A 17126-nucleotide genomic window follows, 5' to 3' on the forward strand; every position below is an offset into this window, starting at 1 on the left:
GACTCTGCAGGAGCGGCATTGTAACTTCTGCCGACCCGACTTACAGGAGACCCCCATGAGCAAGTACGGATTCGGCAAGGCCGTGGATTACGGCTACGACGCGGCGATCGCGAAAGTGACCGAAGCGCTGGGCAAGGAAGGCTTCGGCGTGCTGACGGAGATCGACGTCGCCGCCACGATGAAGAAGAAGATCGGCGTCGACATGCCGGCCTACAGGATCCTCGGCGCCTGCAACCCGGCCCTCGCCAACCGCGCCATCGGCGCCGAGGCCTCGATCGGCCTGCTGCTGCCCTGCAACGTCGTCGTGCGCGATGACGCCGCCGGCAAGACCCACGTCGAGTTCATGGACCCCATCGCCATCCTGCAGATGGTGGACAAGCCGGAGATCGCCGAACTGGCGAACGAAGTGCGCAGCCGCCTCGACCGCGTGCTGGCGGCGCTTTAATCGGGAAGCCTGAGCAGTTCCGCCACCCGCGCCGCATCGGGCTTCGCTTGGTGCGGCACGAAGCCCAGCAGCGGCGCGGCCAGCCGCGTCCGCAGCGTATCGACGTTCTCCTCGACGCAGGCCATCGCCGGGTCGACCAGGTTGGCGATCCAGCCGGCCAGGCGCAGGCCGCGCGCGCGGATGGCTTCCGCGGTCAGCAGCGCGTGGTTGAGGCAGCCCAGCCGCAGGCCCACCACCAGGATCACCGGCAGGCCGAGCCGCGCGGCGAGGTCGGCGCCGTCCTGCGTGTCGCTGAGGGGCACGCGGAAGCCGCCGGCGCCCTCGACGACGAGAAAGTCCGCCCGCCCCCGCAGCTCGCCGAAGCGGCGCGCGATGACTTCGAGGTCGATCGTGAGGCCGTCGCGTCGCGCGGCCAGGTGCGGCGACAGCGGCTCGGCGAGCAGGTAGGGATTGACGCACTCGCGCGGCGCGGCGACGCTGCTTGCGGCGACCAGGGCGTCGACGTCCTCGGCGCCGCCGGCCGCCACCGGCTTCATGCCCAGCGCGCGCAATCCCTGCGCGGCGGCGGCGCGCAGCAGCGCCGCGGCGATCAGCGTCTTGCCGACTCCGGTGTCGGTGCCGGTGAGGAAATAGGCGCGGCTCATTCCAGTTCCATCAATGCCTCGACCAGCCGCGCCACCTGCGCCCCGGTGTGGGCGGCGGAGAGCGTGATGCGCAGCCGCGCCGAACCGGCCGGCACGGTGGGCGGGCGGATGCCCGGCACCCAGAGGCCGCGCTCCCAGAGTTTCGCGGCCACGTCCATGGTCTCGGCATTGCCGCCGATCACCAGCGGCTGGATCGCCGTGTCCGAGGGCAGCAGGGTCCAGCGCTTCGGCTTGAAGGACTCGCGCAGCTGGGCGATGCGGGCGGCGAGATTGGCGCGGCGCGCGTCGCCCTCCTCGATGAGGTCGATGGCCGTCAGCAGGGCATGGGCGATGAGCGCCGGCTCGGCGGTGCTGAAGATGTAGGTGCGCGCCTTCTGCAGGATCCACTCGACGGCGTTTTCCGCTCCGGCGACGAAGGCGCCGGCGCCGCCGGCCGCCTTGCCCAGCGTGCCCATGACGAGCAGGCGCGGCGAGGCGAGATTGAAATGCGCCGCCGACCCGCGCCCCTGCGGGCCGAGCAGGCCGAAGCCGTGGGCGTCGTCCACCAGCAGCCAGGCCTGGTGGCGCTCGGCCAGTTCAAGAATCTCCGGCAGGGGGGCGAGATCGCCGTCCATGCTGAACACCGCGTCGGTGACGATCAGCTTGCGCTTCGCCCGCGAGGCGGCCAGCGCGGCGCCGAGCGCCGAGAGGTCGCAGTGCGGATAGACGTTCAGTTCGGCGCGGCTCAATCGCGCGGCGTCGATCAGCGAGGCGTGGTTGAGGCGGTCGGAAAAGATCGCGTCGCCGCGGCCGACGAGGGCCGGCAGCGTGCCGAGGTTGGCGAGGTAGCCGGTGGAGAACAGCAGCGCCCGCTCGAAGCCGCAGAATTCGGCGAGGCGTTTCTCGAGGGCCGCGTGCGGCGCCTGGTGGCCGCAGACCAACGGCGAGGCGCCCGAACCGAGGCCGTAGCGGCGCGCGCCTTCCTGCGCCGCCGCGGCGAGCGCCGGGTCGCCGGCCAGGCCGAGGTAGTCGTTGCTGCAGAAGGCCAGCATCGGCCGGCCGTCGACGACCAGTTCGGGCGCGCAGGGCGAATCGACGACGCGCCGCCGACGCCGCAGCGCCTGCGCGTCGAGCGCGGCGAGTTCGTCCGTAAAGTCAGTCACGGCAATACGGCGTCGAGTGCGCCAATCGTTCCGGAAATCAGCAAGTCGATCTCCTCGCTGCCGAGGATGTAGGGCGGCATGAAGTACACCGTGTTGCCGAGCGGGCGCAGCAGCAGTCCGCGTTCCATCGCTGCCTGGTGGAAGCGCCGCGCGAAAAGGGGATCGTCGGTCTGTGCGTCGAAGGCCCAGATCATGCCGGTGTGGCGGAAGTGGCGCAGGCGCGGATCGGCGGCGAGCGCCGCCGCCGCCGCGTCGATCTGCGCGGCGAGGCGGCGGTTGGCGTCGATGACCCCGTCCTCCTCGAAGATGGACAGTGTCGCCAGCGCGGCGCGGCAGGCGAGCGGGTTGCCGGTGTAGGAGTGCGAATGCAGGAAGCCGCGCGCCGTGCTGTCGTCCCAGAAGGCGGCATAGACGGCGTCCGTCGTCAGCACCACCGAGAGCGGCAGGGTGCCGCCGGTGATGCCCTTCGACAGGCAGAGGAAGTCCGGCGCGATCTCCGCCTGCTCGTGCGCAAAGAAGCTGCCGCTGCGGCCGCAGCCGACGGCGATCTCGTCGGCGATGAGGTGCACGCCGTAGTGATCGCACAGGTTGCGGGCACGGCGCAGGTATTCCGGGTCGTGCATGGCCATGCCGGTGGCGCACTGCACCAGCGGCTCGACGATGAGGGCTGCGACTTCGGCGTGGTTCTCGGCGAGGTAGGCTTCCAGCGCGACGGCCGCCGCTACCGCCGCGTCGCGCGGCGTCTGTCCTTCGCCGGCGAGGCGCCCGTCGGGACTGGGCACGGTGTCGCAGGCGCGCAGCAGCGGCGCGTAGGCGTCGCGGAAGAGGGCGACGTCGGTCACCGCCAGGGCGCCGAGCGTCTCGCCGTGGTAGCTGCCGGCGAGGCTGAGGAAGCGGTTCTTGCCGGGCTGTCCCGTGTTGCGCCAGAAGTGGAAGCTCATCTTCAGGGCAATCTCGACGGCCGAGGCGCCGTCGGAGGCGTAGAAGCAATGGCCCAGTTCGTGGCCGGTCAGCGCCGAGAGCTTCTCGGAGAGCGCCACCACCGGCTCGTGGGTGAAGCCGGCCAGCATGACGTGGTCGAGCGTGTCGAGCTGTTCGCGCAGCGCTGCCGTGATGCGCGGGTTGGCGTGGCCGAACAGGTTCGTCCACCAGGAGCTGATGGCGTCGAGGAAGCGGTGGCCGTCCATGTCCTCCAGCCAGGGTCCCTGCGCGCGGCGGATCGGCGTGAGCGGCAGGGTCTCGTGCAGCTTCATCTGGGTGCACGGGTGCCAGACGGCGTCGAGGCTGCGGCGGAGGAGGTCGTCGTTGTTCATGGGGGCGGCAGGCGTGAATCGCGATTTTACGCGACGGCACGGCGCACGGTGTAATCGCGACGACAAAATCCCCGCCCGACTCCGGTACACTAGCGGGCTGTGCGGGGCGCCGGGAGACGCCGCCGCGAACTTCGAGAGGATGAATATGGCTTTCAGGAAAATCGGCGTCGTCGGCGCCGGCACCATGGGCAACGGCATCGCCCAGGCTTTCGCCCAGGCGGGCTTCGACGTGGTCATGAGCGACGTGGCGCAGGCCGCGCTCGACCGCGCCATGAATACCATCTCCGGCAGCTACGACCGCCTCATCAAGAAGGAGAAGATGACGGCGGAGCAGAAGGCCGCGGCGCTGGGCCGCATCAAGACGGCGACGGATCTCGCCGCCCTGAAGGATGCGGACCTCATCATCGAGGCCGCCACCGAGAACCTCGAGCTGAAGCTGAAGATCTTCAAACAGCTCGACGAGCTGGCGAAGGCCGACGCCGTCATCGCCAGCAATACCTCGTCGATCTCCATCACCAGGCTCGCGGCGTCGACGAAGCGCGCCGACAAGGTGATCGGCATGCACTTCTTCAACCCGGTGCCGCTGATGGCGCTGGTCGAGCTGATCCGCGGCCTGCAGACCTCGGACGCCACCTACGCGGCGGTCGAGGAAGTCTCGAAAGCCGTCGGCAAGACGCCGGTGCAGGTGAGGAACAGCCCGGGCTTCGTGGTGAACCGCATGCTCTGCCCGATGATCAACGAGGCGATCTTCGCGCTGGGCGAGGGGCTCGCCACCGCCGCCCAGATCGACGAGGCGATGAAGCTCGGCGCCAACCACCCGATCGGCCCGCTCGCCCTGTGCGACTTGATCGGCCTCGACGTGCAGCTGGCGGTGATGAACGTGCTGTTCGAGGGCTTCAAGGACCCGAAGTACCGTCCAGCACCGCTGCTGGTCGAGATGGTCGAGGCCGGCTACCTCGGCCGCAAGACAGGCAAGGGCTTCTTCACCTACGCCTGATTGTCACCTTGGCCCTCTCCCCGGCGGGGAGGGGGCAAACCCCATGTCCCGCCTCATCCTCGCCCCCATGGAGGGCCTCGCCGACGAGATCCTGCGCGGCGTGCTGACGCGCGCCGGGCGCTACGACTGGTGCGTCACCGAGTTCGTGCGCGTCACCGGCACCCTGCTGCCGAGGAAGTGCTTCACCCGCGTCAGCCCGGAGCTGCTCGAAGGTGCACGCACCGCCGCCGGCACGCCGGTGCGGGTGCAGCTGATGGGCTCCGACCCCGCCTGCCTCGCCGAGAACGCGGCGCGCCTGGCCGAACTCGCGCCGGCCGGCATCGACCTCAACTTCGGCTGCCCGGCGCCGCTGGTGAACCGCCATCGCGGCGGCGCGGCGCTGCTCGACGAGCCGGAGCTGCTCCACCGCATCGCCGCTGCGGTGCGGTCCGCCGTGCCGCCGGGACTGACTGTCAGCGCCAAGATGCGCCTCGGCAACGACGACACGGCGCTCGCCCTCGACTGCGCGCGGGCGCTGGAAGCCGGCGGCGCGCAGGAGCTGGTGGTGCATGCCCGCACCAGGGCCGACGGCTACCGGCCGCAGGTGCGCTGGGAGTGGGTGGCGCGCATCCGCGAGGCGGTGGCGCTGCCGGTGATCGCCAACGGCGAGGTATGGGACGTCGCCGGCTGGCGCGCCATCCGCGCCGCGACCGGCTGCGAAGACGTCATGCTCGGCCGCGGCGCGGTGGCCGATCCGTTTCTCGCCGGGCGAATTCGCGGCCTGCGCCCGGAGCAACCGGACGCATCCGACTGGCGCGAATTGCAGCCGGTTCTCGCCGACTTCTGGACGCAGGTGCAAGCGAAGGTGGCGCCGCGCCATGCCCCGGGTCGGCTCAAGCAGTGGCTCGGCCTGCTGCGGCGGAACTACGCAGGGGCGGAAGCGCTCTGGCGCCGCGTGCGCGAGACGAACGACGTGATGGAAATCGGCCGCGTCCTAGCGGCCGAGCGAGAGGGCAGGGTCGAAGCGGCCGGCCACCGTCGGGCTCTGCGCGTTGAGGGTCTCGCGGCGCACGTGCTCTGAGAGGTAGGGGATCAGCTCGCCGAGGGTGACGCGGCTGTCCCGGTTGTAGTCCGCCTCGCCCTTGAGGCCTTCCAGAAGGTAATGCGTGAACACGCCGTGGCCGCCGCCGAACTTGGCGCTCTCGGCCGAGAGCTGGCGATCGTCCGAGGCGGAGATCACGGCGATGCCGGCGCCGACGCTGGCGAGGTTCTGCAAACCCGAGGAGATGCGGTTGGGCTGGACGTCGCCCAGCGCACGCCGCGCCACGTCGAAGGTGGCGCCGACGCCGCCGGAATGGCAGGCGTCGGCCAGCACCACCACGCGCCGCGCCTTGATGAAGCGCTTCAGTGCCGTCTCCACGTCCCACATCGGAAAGCCCGTCGACGCGATGGCGTCGTAGCGCGTGTCGTAGGGCAGCAGGTAGAGGTTCTGCGGCGTGTCGGGCGAGTCCGGCGAACCGTGGCCGGCGAAGTAGATCACCACCACGTCCTCCTCGATGGTCTGGCGCAGCCAGGTGTACAGCGCCTCCTTGATGGCGGCGGCGGTGGCGTCGCGGTCGAGCAGCAGCTTCACGCGCGAGGGCGCATAGCGGCCGCCCGTCGGCGACACCAGCCAGTCGTGCAGGGCGCGGGCGTCCTTGGCGGCATAGCGCAGGGCGGGGATGCGGCTGTCGGCATAGGCCGAGACGCCGATCACCACCGCCCAGTGCTGGGTGCTGGCCGAAGACAGGGGCGGCAGGGGCGCGGCGGGCGCCGCCGCGCCGTTCTGGCGAGCGGATGCCGGGGGTGCCGCGGCTATGGGAGGGGCAGGAGGCGCCGGCGGCGCGGCGAGGGCGACCTTCGCCGTGACGGTGCCGGAATTGTCGTTGGTGAGGCCCTTCGGGTCGTTGCTGCGCAGGTAGAGGGTACCGTCGCGCTCGGCCTCGAACTCGAGCGATTCGCCGATGGCGAAAGGCCGTCCGTCCTGGCCGATCTTGCCGAGCAGGGTGCCGATCTGGTGCTGCGGCAGGATGAAGGGCGGGATGAAGGAGAAGCACAGCGGCGTGTTCGATCCCACCCCGCTCGGGCCGGAGCGTTGGCAGAAGCCGCCCATGTGCCATTCGCCGCTGGCGGTGATGCGGTACTTGACGCCCTTGCGCAGGCGCACGCCGGAACTGGTCCACTCGTTCTTGGCCGGCAGGGTCGCCGTCACCGCCTCGGCGCCGGACTCGGCAATGTCTTTCGGCGGCTCCGCCGATTCGACATGATCGGGAATCTCCGGCTGCTTCGGCAGGCCGAATTGATCCGTGTCCTGGGCGAGCGCCGCGCCGCACAGGGCGAACGCCGCCAGCAGGGCAAGGGAGAAGGATCGGCAAATGCGGGCGGATGGCATGGCGGTGCGGATTGATCGGGCTTGATTTTGAATTATAGTCCCGACCGATGACGAACCCCTGCACCGCCTGCGGCGCCTGCTGCGCCGCCTACCGCGTCGACTTCCACCGCCTCGACCTCGACACCGCGCCGGGCGGCGCCGTGCCGGCAGGACTGACTTTTCCGCTGACGGCGAACCTGGTGCGGATGCGCGGCAGCGACGACTTTCCGCCGCGCTGCGTGGCGCTCGAGGGTGAGATCGGCCGCTCGGTGCGATGCGGAATCTATGAACGCCGGCCGGGGCCCTGCCAGGAATTGGAGCCCGGCTCGGACGCCTGCAACCGGGCGCGGCGAAAACACGGCCTGCCGCCGCTGGCGTATTGAGCGCTCAGGCTGCGACGACGCGGTTGCGGCCGGCCTGCTTGGCGTTGTAGAGCGCGGCGTCGGCGCTGGCGACCAGGCTGTCGAAATCGTCGCCGTCGGCAGGATAGGTGGCGGCGCCGTAGCTGGCGGTCAGCGCCGCACCGTTTCCGCAGGGAATGCCCAGCGATTCGATTTCCTGGCGCAGGCGCTCGGCGGTTTCGATGGCGCGGGCCTTGTCGGTGTCCGGCAGGACGGCGACGAACTCCTCGCCGCCGTAGCGCGCCAGCAGGTCGCTGGCGCGCAGATGGCGATGCGTGGCGGCGGCGACGTTCTTCAGCGCCGCATCGCCGGCTTGGTGGCCGAGCCGGTCGTTCAATTGCTTGAAGAAATCGAGGTCGAACATCAGCAGCGACAATGAACGATTGTTGCGCTGCGCGCGCGCCATTTCGCGGGCGATGCTTTCCGCCAGGGCCAGGCGGTTCATCGCTCCGGTCAGCGGGTCGGTCCGCGCCTGGCGCTCCAGCTCGATCTCCTGGTGCATGGTGAGCATCCAGATGCAGCCGAAGATGGACATCACCATCAGGAGCAGGACGGACAGCAGGTACAAGGCATGCACCGGGCCGGCCGTCATGAGGTTGTCGGGGGGATGGTTCAGGGTGTGGGCGACGCGCACGGCCGAGACGATCACCATCTGGCCGAAGGCGGCGGCGGTGAACCAGTGCGAGGGCCGCAGGCGGCTCGGCACGTCCTTCGCCAGCAGCCAGGCCGTCAGGGCGGCCGGAACCGCATTGATGAGCGTCACCGCAATGATCCGGTTCGTCACGCTCGGTACGACGTAGAGGTAGTACAGCAGGGTCGGCACGAGCAGTACCAGCAGCGCTGCGCCGAGCCAGGGCAGGCGGCGCGGCAGGCGGCGGAAGCGGACGGCGCCCTCGCGGAAAAAGCACAGGGACGCCAGCAGCAGGGCGCTGGCGACGACGACCGAGAGGAAATCCGGGATGGCCCCGCGCAGCGCCAGCAGCAGGAAGCCGAGGCCGGCCGCGGCATAGGCCGCCGCCCACCAGCGCAGGCCGCGCATGGCCGGCTGGCCGCGCTGCACCAGGAACATGCCGACGGCGAAGACCAGCGCGAACAGCTGCAGCGTGAACGTCAGGGTGCGGATGTCGAGTTGCATTGTTGTTGCCGGAAAGGCTCCGGCATGAGCGAGCCGCCGTTCATTCTATAGAATCCCTCCTGCCATGTCCCCGCCCCCTCCCGCCGACCTGCTCATCCTCTTCGGCGCCTGCGACCGCCACAACCTCGGCGACCTGCTGTTCCCGCACCTCGCCGAAGCGTTGCTGGCGCCGCGCGGAGTCGTCGTCGCCGGGCTGGCGGCGCGCGACCTGACGCCGTTCGGCGGCCACCGCGTGCGCGCCATCGGCGAGGTGTTGCGCGAGTTTCCCGATGCACCGGTGATCCACGCCGGCGGCGAGTTGTTCGCCTGCGACGCCTGGGAGGCGGCGGTGATGCTGCTGCCGCCGGAGCAGGCGCCGGGCGTGATCGCGCAGTACGACGGCAGGCCGCAGCGTTTCGACTGGGCGCGGCGCACCCTCGGACTGTGGGACTACGCCCCCTACTGCCTGGGAAAAAGTCAGTCCCCGCGAGACGGCGCGCGGATCTTCCTCGGCGTCGGCGGCGTCGATCTCGACCGGCGCGATCCAGCCTTGCGCGGGGAGGTGCTGGGCAAGCTGCGCGCGGCGGCCTGGGTCGGCGTGCGCGACCGCCTGACTTTGGCGCATCTGTCCGCCGCCGGCATTGCGGCGACGCCGATGCCAGACCCGGCGGTGCTGACGGCGGAGTTGTTCGGCGCGCGCATCCGCGCGCGGGCGGAGGCTGGAGAAGCCGCCATCCTGCGCGCGGCTTTTCCGCGGGGCTATCTGGCCGTGCAGTTCGCCGCTTCGCTCGGCGACGACGCCACGCTGGCATGCGTCGTCGGCGGGCTGGCGCGGGAAGCGGCGGGCCGGGGCATCGTCTTCTTCCGCGCCGGCGCCGCGCCCTGGCACGACGATCTCGAGGTCTATCGGCGGGCGGCGGCGCGGCTGCCCGGTGCGCGGCTGTTCGAATCCCTCGACATCTGGGACACCTGCGCCCTGATCGCCGCGAGCGCGGGTTTCGCCGGCAGCAGCCTGCACGGCCGCATCGTGGCGGAAGCCTTCGGCGTGCCGGTCCTGGAGGAGATCGTGCCGGTCGGGCAGAAGGTGGCGGCTTGGCGCGAGACCTGGGCCGGGCGCGACACGGTCGGGGCTTTCCGCGCGGCCTGGGCGGTCATGCTTAAATCGGTCTTTGGGAATACATAAAAACCCTGAATGCTGCGGTGTGCCTTGATGGGATAGACTCGCACGCGATACGGGCCGCCGGCCCGTTTTTTTCGCCCGTCGTCTTAGTTTAGCCATGAAGAAAATCCGCAGCCTCCTCGTCGCCAACCGCAGCGAAATCGCCATCCGCGTCATGCGCGCGGCCTCGGAAATGGGCATCCGCACGGTGGCCATCTATTCGAACGAGGACCGCTTCGCGCTGCACCGCTTCAAGGCGGACGAATCCTATCTGGTCGGCACCGGCAAGAAGCCGATCCAGGCCTACCTCGACATCGACGACATCATCCGCGTCGCCAAGGAAGCCCATGTCGACGCCATTCACCCCGGCTACGGCTTTCTTTCCGAGAACCCGGACTTCGCCGAGGCGTGTGCCGCGGCCGGCATCGTCTTCATCGGCCCGAAGCCGGAAGTGATGCGCCTGCTCGGCAACAAGGTGTCGGCGCGCGAACTGGCGGAGAAGGCCGGCGTGCCGGTGGTGCCGGCGACCGGCGCGCTGCCGCAGGACCTCCCCGGCGCGCAGAAACTGGCGGCGGCGGTCGGCTATCCCCTCATGCTCAAGGCGAGCTGGGGCGGCGGCGGGCGCGGCATGCGGGTGGTGGAGACCGAGGCCGACCTCGGCCCGGCAATGGAGGTCGCCCGGCGCGAGGCCAAGGCCGCCTTCGGCAACGACGAGGTCTATCTCGAGAAGCTGGTGCGCCGCGCGCGCCACGTCGAGGTGCAGGTGATCGGCGACACCCACGGCAACCTGGTGCACGCCTACGAGCGCGACTGCTCGGTGCAGCGGCGCAACCAGAAAGTGGTGGAACGCGCGCCGGCGCCCTACCTGGAGGAGTCGCGCCGCGCAGAGCTGTGCGCCGCCGCCCTCAAGCTCGCCCGCGCCGCGCACTACACCCACGCCGGCACCGTCGAGTTCCTCATGGATGCCGACACCAACGATTTCTACTTCATCGAGGTGAACCCGCGCATCCAGGTCGAGCATACCGTCACCGAGGAGGTGACCGGGGTCGACATCGTCAAGGCGCAGATCCGCATCTCCGAGGGTGCGCGGATCGGTGACGCCGATGCCTACGTGCCGCGCCAGGAAGACATAAAACTGCACGGCCATGCCCTGCAGTGCCGCGTCACCACCGAGGACCCGGAGAACGGCTTCACGCCCGACTACGGCCGCATCAGCGTGTACCGCAGTGCGGCCGGCTTCGGCCTGCGCCTGGACGGCGGCACGGCCTACGGCGGCGCGGTGATCACGCCGTACTACGACTCGCTGCTGGTGAAGGTGACGGCCTGGGGCCACACGCCCGACGAGGCCATCGCCCGCATGGACCGGGCGCTGCGCGAGTTCCGCATCCGCGGCGTGGCGAGCAACCTGCAGTTCCTCGAGAACGTCATCGACCATCCGCTGTTCCGCTCGGGCGAGTGCACCACGCGCTTCATCGACACCACGCCGGAGCTGTTCACCTTCCAGCGCCGGCGCGACCGCGGCAGCAAGCTGCTGAAGTTCCTCGGCGAGGTGGCGGTGAACGGCAATCCGGAGATGAAGGGCCGGGCCTTGCCGCATCTGCCCTTGTCGAAACCCCTCAAGCCGCGCTGCGACCTGACGCAGGCGCCGCCGCCCGGCACGCGCGACCGCCTCAAGCAGATGGGCCCGGAGAAGTTCGCCGAGTGGATGAAGAACGAATCGCGCGTGCTGCTCACCGACACGACGATGCGCGACGCCCACCAGTCGCTCTTCGCCACGCGCATGCGCACGCACGACATGCTGGAGATCGCGCCGCACTACGCGCGCATGCTGCCGGACCTGTTTTCGCTGGAGTGCTGGGGCGGGGCGACCTTCGACGTGGCGCTGCGCTTCCTCAAGGAGGACCCCTGGGCGCGCCTGGCGCAATTGCGCGCGGCGATTCCCAACGTGCTGTTCCAGATGCTGCTGCGCGCCTCGAATGCGGTCGGCTACACCAACTATTCCGACAACGTCGTGCGCTACTTCGTGCAGCAGGCGGCCAAGGAGGGCGTGGACGTCTTCCGCGTCTTCGACTCGCTCAACTGGGTGGACAACATGCGCGTGGCGATGGACGCGGTGCGCGAGAGCGGCGCCCTGTGCGAGGCGGCGATCTGCTACACCGGCGACCTCTTCGACCCGGCGCGGCCGAAGTACGACCTGAAGTACTACGTCGGCCTGGCCAAGCAGCTGGAAAAGGCCGGCGCCCACATCCTCGGCATCAAGGACATGGCCGGCGTCTGCCGCCCGCGCGCGGCGCGCGAGCTGGTGCGGGCCCTCAAGCAGGAGGTCGGCCTGCCCATCCACTTCCACACCCACGACACCAGCGGCATCAGCGCGGCGAGCGTGCTGGCGGCGGTGGACGCGGGCGTCGACGCCGTCGACGGCGCACTCGATGCCATGAGCGGGCTCACCTCGCAGCCCAACCTCGGCTCGATCGCCGCGGCCTTGCAGGGCGCGCCGCGCGACCCCGGCGTGGACCTCGACGCCATGCAGGCGATCTCGCTCTACTGGGAGGGCGTGCGCCGCAGCTACGCGCCCTTCGAGGCGGACATCCGTTCCGGCACCGCCGACGTCTACCGCCACGAAATGCCCGGCGGCCAGTACACCAACCTGCGCGAACAGGCCCGCGCCATGGGCCTCGAGCACCGTTGGGCCGAGGTGTCGAAGGCCTACGCCGAGGTGAACCTGCTGTTCGGCGACATCGTCAAGGTGACGCCGACCTCCAAGGTGGTCGGCGACATGGCGCTGTTCATGGTCGCCAACGACCTGACGCCCGAACAGGTGAAAGACCCCGATCGCGAGGTCGCCTTCCCCGAGTCGGTGGTCTCGCTGATGAAGGGTGAATTGGGCTACCCGCCCGACGGCTTCCCGGCCGAACTGCAGAAGAAGGTGCTGCGCGGCGAGAAGCCGCTGCCGGGCCGCGCCGGCGACTTCCTGCCGGCGGTGGACCTCGAGGCCAAGCGCGCCGAGGCGGAGGCGGCGGTGAACCGCAAGGTGAGCGACACCGACCTCGCCTCCTACCTCATGTACCCGAAGGTGTTCAAGGACTACGCCGCGCACCGCAGCCACTTCGGCGACGTCTCGGTGCTGCCCACCCCCGCCTTCTTCTACGGCCTGCGCGAGCGCGAGGAGATCGCCGTCGAGATCGACCGCGGCAAGACCCTCATCGTCAGCCAGCAGGGCATGAGCGGGCCGGACGAGGAGGGCCACGTCAAGGTCGCCTTCGAGCTGAACGGCCAGCCGCGCACCGCGCGCATCGCCAAGGCCGGCATGGCGGCGCTGAAGCAGCATCCGCGCGCCGAGGAAGGCAACGCGCGCCACGTCGGCGCGCCGATGCCCGGCACGGTGGTCACCGTTGCCGTGCAGGCCGGGCAGAAGGTGGCCAAGGGCGACCCGCTGGTGTCGATCGAGGCGATGAAGATGGAGTCCATGCTGGCCGCCGAGCGCGACGGCGTGGTGGCCGCCATCCACGTCAAGCCGGGCGAGGCGGTGAACGCCAAGGACCTGCTGCTCGAGTACGCCTGAGGCCGCTTCGCCGAGACGGCAGGCCGGACCGGGATGGCTTAAAATTCCGCCATGGCTCATCCACGCATATTCGACCGCCGCAGCTTGCTGGCGCTGCTGGCGCTGCTGCTGTTCGCCGGTTTCTTCACTACCACCCTGATCGGCTACTTCGTCTCGAAGGAGGCCATCCGCGACGCCATCATCGAGCAGGACCTGCCGCTCACCTCGAGCAACATCTATTCGGAGATCCAGAAGGATCTGGTGCGGCCGGTGCTGATCTCTTCGACCATGGCGCACGACACCTTCCTGCGCGACTGGGTGCTGCGCGGCGAGAGGAATGTCGGCGAGATGTCGCGCTACCTGATGGAGGTGCGGCGCCGCTACGGCGCCTTCAGCAGCTTCTTCGTCTCGGAGAAGAGCGGCCTCTACTACACCGGAGAGGGCGTCCTCAAGCGGGTCCGGCCCGACGAGCCGCGCGACGCCTGGTACTACCGCGTGCGCGGGATGAAGGAGGACTACGAGATCAACGTCGATCCGGACATGGCGAACGCCGACGCCCTGACCATCTTCATCAACTACCGCGTCTTCGACTTCAAGGGCGACTACCTAGGCGCCACCGGCATCGGCCTGACGGTCGATGCCGTCAGCCGGCTCATCGCCGAATACCAGGAGCGCTTCCGGCGCACCATCTATTTCGTCGATGCGCAGGGGCGCGTCGTCCAGCTCGGCGCCGGCCGCGCCGGCCGGGGCGCCGACCTGCATGCCGCGCCCGGCCTCGGGCCGCTCATCGACGGCATCCTGCGAGAACCGCGCGGCTCGCGCCAGTTCGAGGCCGGCGGCGACAGCCACATCCTGCACTTCAACTACCTGCCGGAGCTGAAGTGGTACCTCTTCGTCGAGCAGAACGAGTCGGCCGCCCTGGCCGGCATCCGCCGCACGCTGTTCGTCAACCTGTCCATCAGCCTGGCGGTGACGCTGGTGGTGGTGTTCCTCACCCATCTCGCCCTGGCCCGCTATCAGAGCCGCCTCGAGGAGATGGCCTCGACCGACAAGCTGACGGGACTGCTCAACCGCCACGCCTTCGCCATCCTCGCCGTCAAGCTGCTGGCCGAGCATCGCCGCGAGCCGAGGCCGATCGCCGTGCTGCTGGCCGACATCGACCGCTTCAAGGAGATCAACGACCGCCATGGCCACCTGGCGGGGGATGCGGTGCTGGAGGCCGTGGCCCAGGTGCTGCAGCGGCGGCTGCGCGCCTCCGACCTCGCCGTGCGCTGGGGCGGCGAGGAGTTCCTGCTCCTGCTCAAGGGCTGCGAGCTCGACGAGGCGCGCCGCATCGCCGAGGACCTGCGCCAGGCCGTCGCCGCATCGCCCGTCGCCGCGGACAAGCTGGCGATTCCCGTGACGATCAGCGTCGGCGTCAGCCAGTTCGACGGCAAGGAATCGATGGATCGCCTGATCGGCCGCGCCGACGAGGCGCTGTATGCCGCCAAGCATGGCGGACGCAACCGGGTGGATGTGGCCTAGGCTTCGAGGCGCGTCCGCGCCGTCCCGCCGGGACTGACTTTCGCAGGGGGCGGCGGCAGGATTTGCCGCCGGCGGCTTGCGACGGGCGGCAAGCCTTGCAGGCCGTCCGCCCCCGCCGTTTTTCTTTCTGCTTGAAAATCAATGCGCCAGCGATGCTGGCCGGGATCTTGCTGTGAAAGCTTCGCATGCCCACGATCGGGCGCGAACATCAGGCAGGAGGACGGATCATGGCGATTGGCGCAATTATCGGGCTCATCTCATCGGTGGTGTCGATTGCACGGGCGTTCAGCCCGTCCGAGCCGGCGCAGGCGGCGCAGCCGCAGCAGGCGGCGGACAAGCTGTTTGCCAAGCTGGACGAGTTGGGCCGGGGCGAGATCGGCAGCGCCGACCTGCAGTCGGCCTTCGACAGGATCAGGGCGGACGCCACGGGCAGCTCCGATCGGCTCTTCTCGAAGCTCGATGCCGACGGGGACGGCAAGCTCACGCAGAGCGAGTTCTCGGGTTCGATCAACCGACTGGCCGACCAGCTCGACCAGCATTACATGCGCCTGCGCCTGCACGGCGAGGACGCCCTGCCGCGGCCGCCGGCCGATGCGGGCTTCACCCGGGACGAGCTGACCGGCCAGTTGTCGAACCTCGTCAGCAATTTCGACCGGGCGGATGCCAACGGCGACGGACGGGTCAGCGTGAGGGAGGCGCGGGCCTTCGCGCGGGGCAATGCCGCCGATCCCGCTGCGGCCGTCCGCAGCGCCGCAGCGGACAACCGGAACGTGGAGATGATGCTGCAGGTCGTGCGGCTGATGCAAGCCTACGGCGTCGTCCAGGGCTCCACCACCACCGCCGGTGCCAACAACGACGGCAACAACACCGCCGCCTCGGGCCTCTCGGTCCTCGGCTAGCAGCTCGGCCTTCGGGCCGAGCTACAGCCGCCGGTAGCGGCCGCCTTCCAGCGCGACCGTGCCGCGCTGCATCAGCCGCTCCAGGTGCTTGCCCATGATGGCGCCTTCGCCCCACTCGAAGAAGGCCTTCGGCTCGCGCGGCTTGCGGTAGACGATGCAGGCGGCGACGATGTCCTCCAGCGTGCGCGGCGCGGAAAGAAAATCCAGCAGCTTGGCCTCGCGCTCGTCGATGACGGCAAGGTAGGCGTCGCAGGCCGCCGCGATGTCCCCCTCGAAGCAGCCATCCTCGTGGCTGGTCAGCCAAGCCTTCGCCGGCACCTGCTGCAGTCGGCGCACCGAGGCGATGGTGTCGTCGATGGAGCCGTCGCGGTCGCCGTACCAGGGGCCGAAGCGCGTCAGGTCGTAGTCGCCGAGATACAGCACTTCCGGCTCGCGGAAAAAGAAGGCGGTGAAGCCCGGCGTGTGGCCGGGGGCGTGGATCGCCTCGGCAGTGCACGTACCGAGGTCGATGACCTCGCCGGGCGCGAAGTATTTCGTCGCCTTGCGCGGCTTGAAATGAAAGTCAGTCGGCAGGATACGGCGCCAGTAATCGCGGTATTCCTCCTTGCCGATGCCGTACCAGTCGAGGAAGGCCTCCAGGTCGGCGAGCGGCTCGGCCTCGACCGCCATCTGCCGCAGCGGCAGGCCGTCGAACAGGTCGAGGTAGGTGAGGTGGTCCTCGTGCCAGTGCGACAGCCAGACCTCCTTCACGCCGGGCCCGGCCAGCAGCTCCCGGTAGCGCGCCTCGTCGGCGCCGGCATCGATCAGGATGCCGGCGCCCTCGACGTAGACGGAATTCGAATGCGGGTAGCGGCCCTTGTTGGCGCCGGGAATCAGGCGGATCGGTCCAAAGCTTCTTTCGGGCATTCGAGCGTGCGCGGCGGCAATGGCGAGGCCGCCATTATCGCGCAGCCGGGCGCACGCCTGCGAGCCAATCCGGCAGCATGCGCGCCAGCGTGTTGTCGCCCTTGACGAAGTGGTGCCAGAAGGCGGCGACGGCGTGGAAGGCGATCAGCCCGATCGCGATGTTGCCGACGACCTCGTGCGCCTCCTTGAGCGTCTTGCCGAGGGCCTTGTTCTCGGCCAGGAACACCGGCAGCGGCGTGCCGAGAAAGGCGAGCGGCTTGCCGCCGGCCTGCGCCATGGCGACGCCGAGCACCGGCAGGGCCAGCATCGAGGCGTAGAGCGCCACGTGCATCAGGGCCGCCAGGCGGGCTTCCCAGGCCTGCGGCGCCGGGGCGATCGCCGGCGGCGGATTCGCCGCGCGCCAGGCCAGGCGCAGCGCGGCCAGGCCGAACAGCAGCATGCCGATCTGGATGTGCAGCATCATCAGTCCCTTGCGTTCGCTGCTGTCCTTCGGGAAGAACTCGTGCAGTTCGACGAAGACGATGATCGCGATGACCAGGGCGGCGATGCCCCAGTGCAGGACGCGCGAGACGGTGCCGTAGCGGCTGCTGTCGTTTTTCAGGGCCATGCTTTTCTCCTGCGAAAGATGTCGCAGGCAATCCTGGGCGCCGCG

General features: G+C 69.6%; 15 protein-coding genes. 8 read left to right on the plus strand and 7 right to left on the minus strand.

What is annotated here, in order from left to right; all coding sequences use genetic code 11:
• Nucleotides 1-55: 55 nt before the first annotated feature.
• Nucleotides 56-445: a DUF302 domain-containing protein gene (locus ROZ00_03530; GenBank protein ID MDT3735280.1), complete on the plus strand. Its 390-nt coding sequence runs from the start codon at nt 56-58 to the stop codon at nt 443-445.
• Here the strand turns inward: ROZ00_03530 and bioD are convergent.
• From bioD to ROZ00_03545, 3 genes are read right to left on the minus strand one after another with little or no spacing between them, the layout of a single operon-like run.
• Nucleotides 442-1089: a dethiobiotin synthase gene (gene bioD / locus ROZ00_03535; GenBank protein MDT3735281.1), complete on the minus strand. Its 648-nt coding sequence runs from the start codon at nt 1087-1089 to the stop codon at nt 442-444. The genes ROZ00_03530 and bioD overlap by 4 nt on opposite strands.
• Nucleotides 1086-2237, minus strand: coding sequence for an 8-amino-7-oxononanoate synthase (bioF, locus tag ROZ00_03540; protein ID MDT3735282.1), 1152 nt, complete (start codon nt 2235-2237; stop codon nt 1086-1088). The genes bioD and bioF overlap by 4 nt, the downstream gene beginning before the upstream one ends.
• Nucleotides 2228-3544, minus strand: a complete 1317-nt coding sequence (locus tag ROZ00_03545) for an adenosylmethionine--8-amino-7-oxononanoate transaminase (protein MDT3735283.1) — start codon at nt 3542-3544, stop codon at nt 2228-2230. Before ROZ00_03545 ends, bioF begins: the two co-directional genes overlap by 10 nt.
• Before the next feature lie 145 nt (nt 3545-3689).
• Here ROZ00_03545 and ROZ00_03550 point away from each other — a divergent pair, with 145 nt between their 5' ends.
• Nucleotides 3690-4541 carry a 3-hydroxybutyryl-CoA dehydrogenase gene (locus tag ROZ00_03550; protein ID MDT3735284.1) on the plus strand — a complete coding sequence of 284 codons (852 nt, stop codon included), beginning with the start codon at nt 3690-3692 and terminating at the stop codon, nt 4539-4541.
• Between the two features lie 43 nt (nt 4542-4584).
• Nucleotides 4585-5601 carry a tRNA-dihydrouridine synthase gene (locus tag ROZ00_03555; protein MDT3735285.1) on the plus strand — a complete coding sequence of 339 codons (1017 nt, stop codon included), beginning with the start codon at nt 4585-4587 and terminating at the stop codon, nt 5599-5601.
• On the opposite strand, the gene ROZ00_03560 is transcribed toward ROZ00_03555, so the two are convergent.
• Nucleotides 5515-6951: a caspase family protein gene (locus ROZ00_03560; GenBank protein MDT3735286.1), complete on the minus strand. Its 1437-nt coding sequence runs from the start codon at nt 6949-6951 to the stop codon at nt 5515-5517. The two genes, ROZ00_03555 and ROZ00_03560, sit on opposite strands and share 87 nt — an antisense overlap.
• A gap of 47 nt (nt 6952-6998) precedes the next feature.
• On the opposite strand from ROZ00_03560, the gene ROZ00_03565 reads away from it, so the two are divergent.
• Nucleotides 6999-7313 carry a YkgJ family cysteine cluster protein gene (locus tag ROZ00_03565; GenBank protein ID MDT3735287.1) on the plus strand — a complete coding sequence of 105 codons (315 nt, stop codon included), beginning with the start codon at nt 6999-7001 and terminating at the stop codon, nt 7311-7313.
• A 4-nt stretch (nt 7314-7317) separates the two neighbouring features.
• Here ROZ00_03565 and ROZ00_03570 read toward each other — a convergent pair whose 3' ends face one another.
• Entirely contained in the window at nt 7318-8466 is a 1149-nt protein-coding gene (locus ROZ00_03570) for a GGDEF domain-containing protein (protein ID MDT3735288.1), read from the minus strand.
• A 64-nt stretch (nt 8467-8530) separates the two neighbouring features.
• On the opposite strand from ROZ00_03570, the gene ROZ00_03575 reads away from it, so the two are divergent.
• The 4 genes from ROZ00_03575 to ROZ00_03590 all read left to right on the plus strand — a co-directional run bounded on the left by ROZ00_03575 (nt 8531) and on the right by ROZ00_03590 (nt 15568).
• Nucleotides 8531-9628, plus strand: coding sequence for a polysaccharide pyruvyl transferase family protein (locus ROZ00_03575; GenBank protein ID MDT3735289.1), 1098 nt, complete (start codon nt 8531-8533; stop codon nt 9626-9628).
• A gap of 94 nt (nt 9629-9722) precedes the next feature.
• Nucleotides 9723-13166 (plus strand): pyruvate carboxylase, encoded by a 3444-nt coding sequence (locus ROZ00_03580; GenBank protein ID MDT3735290.1) that lies wholly within the window; start codon nt 9723-9725, stop codon nt 13164-13166.
• Between the two features lie 51 nt (nt 13167-13217).
• Entirely contained in the window at nt 13218-14669 is a 1452-nt protein-coding gene (locus tag ROZ00_03585) for a sensor domain-containing diguanylate cyclase (protein ID MDT3735291.1), read from the plus strand.
• A gap of 227 nt (nt 14670-14896) precedes the next feature.
• Entirely contained in the window at nt 14897-15568 is a 672-nt protein-coding gene (locus ROZ00_03590; GenBank protein MDT3735292.1) for an EF-hand domain-containing protein, read from the plus strand.
• A gap of 21 nt (nt 15569-15589) precedes the next feature.
• Here the strand turns inward: ROZ00_03590 and ROZ00_03595 are convergent, their stop codons facing one another.
• Together ROZ00_03595 and ROZ00_03600 are read right to left on the minus strand one after the other, a co-directional pair.
• Nucleotides 15590-16474, minus strand: coding sequence for an MBL fold metallo-hydrolase (locus ROZ00_03595; protein ID MDT3735293.1), 885 nt, complete (start codon nt 16472-16474; stop codon nt 15590-15592).
• A 34-nt stretch (nt 16475-16508) separates the two neighbouring features.
• Complete coding sequence (locus tag ROZ00_03600) at nt 16509-17081, minus strand: cytochrome b (GenBank protein ID MDT3735294.1); 573 nt, start codon at nt 17079-17081, stop codon at nt 16509-16511.
• Between the last annotated feature and the right edge of the window lie 45 nt (nt 17082-17126).

It is taken from the genome of Denitratisoma sp., assembly GCA_032027165.1.
Lineage (GTDB): Bacteria > Pseudomonadota > Gammaproteobacteria > Burkholderiales > Rhodocyclaceae > Desulfobacillus.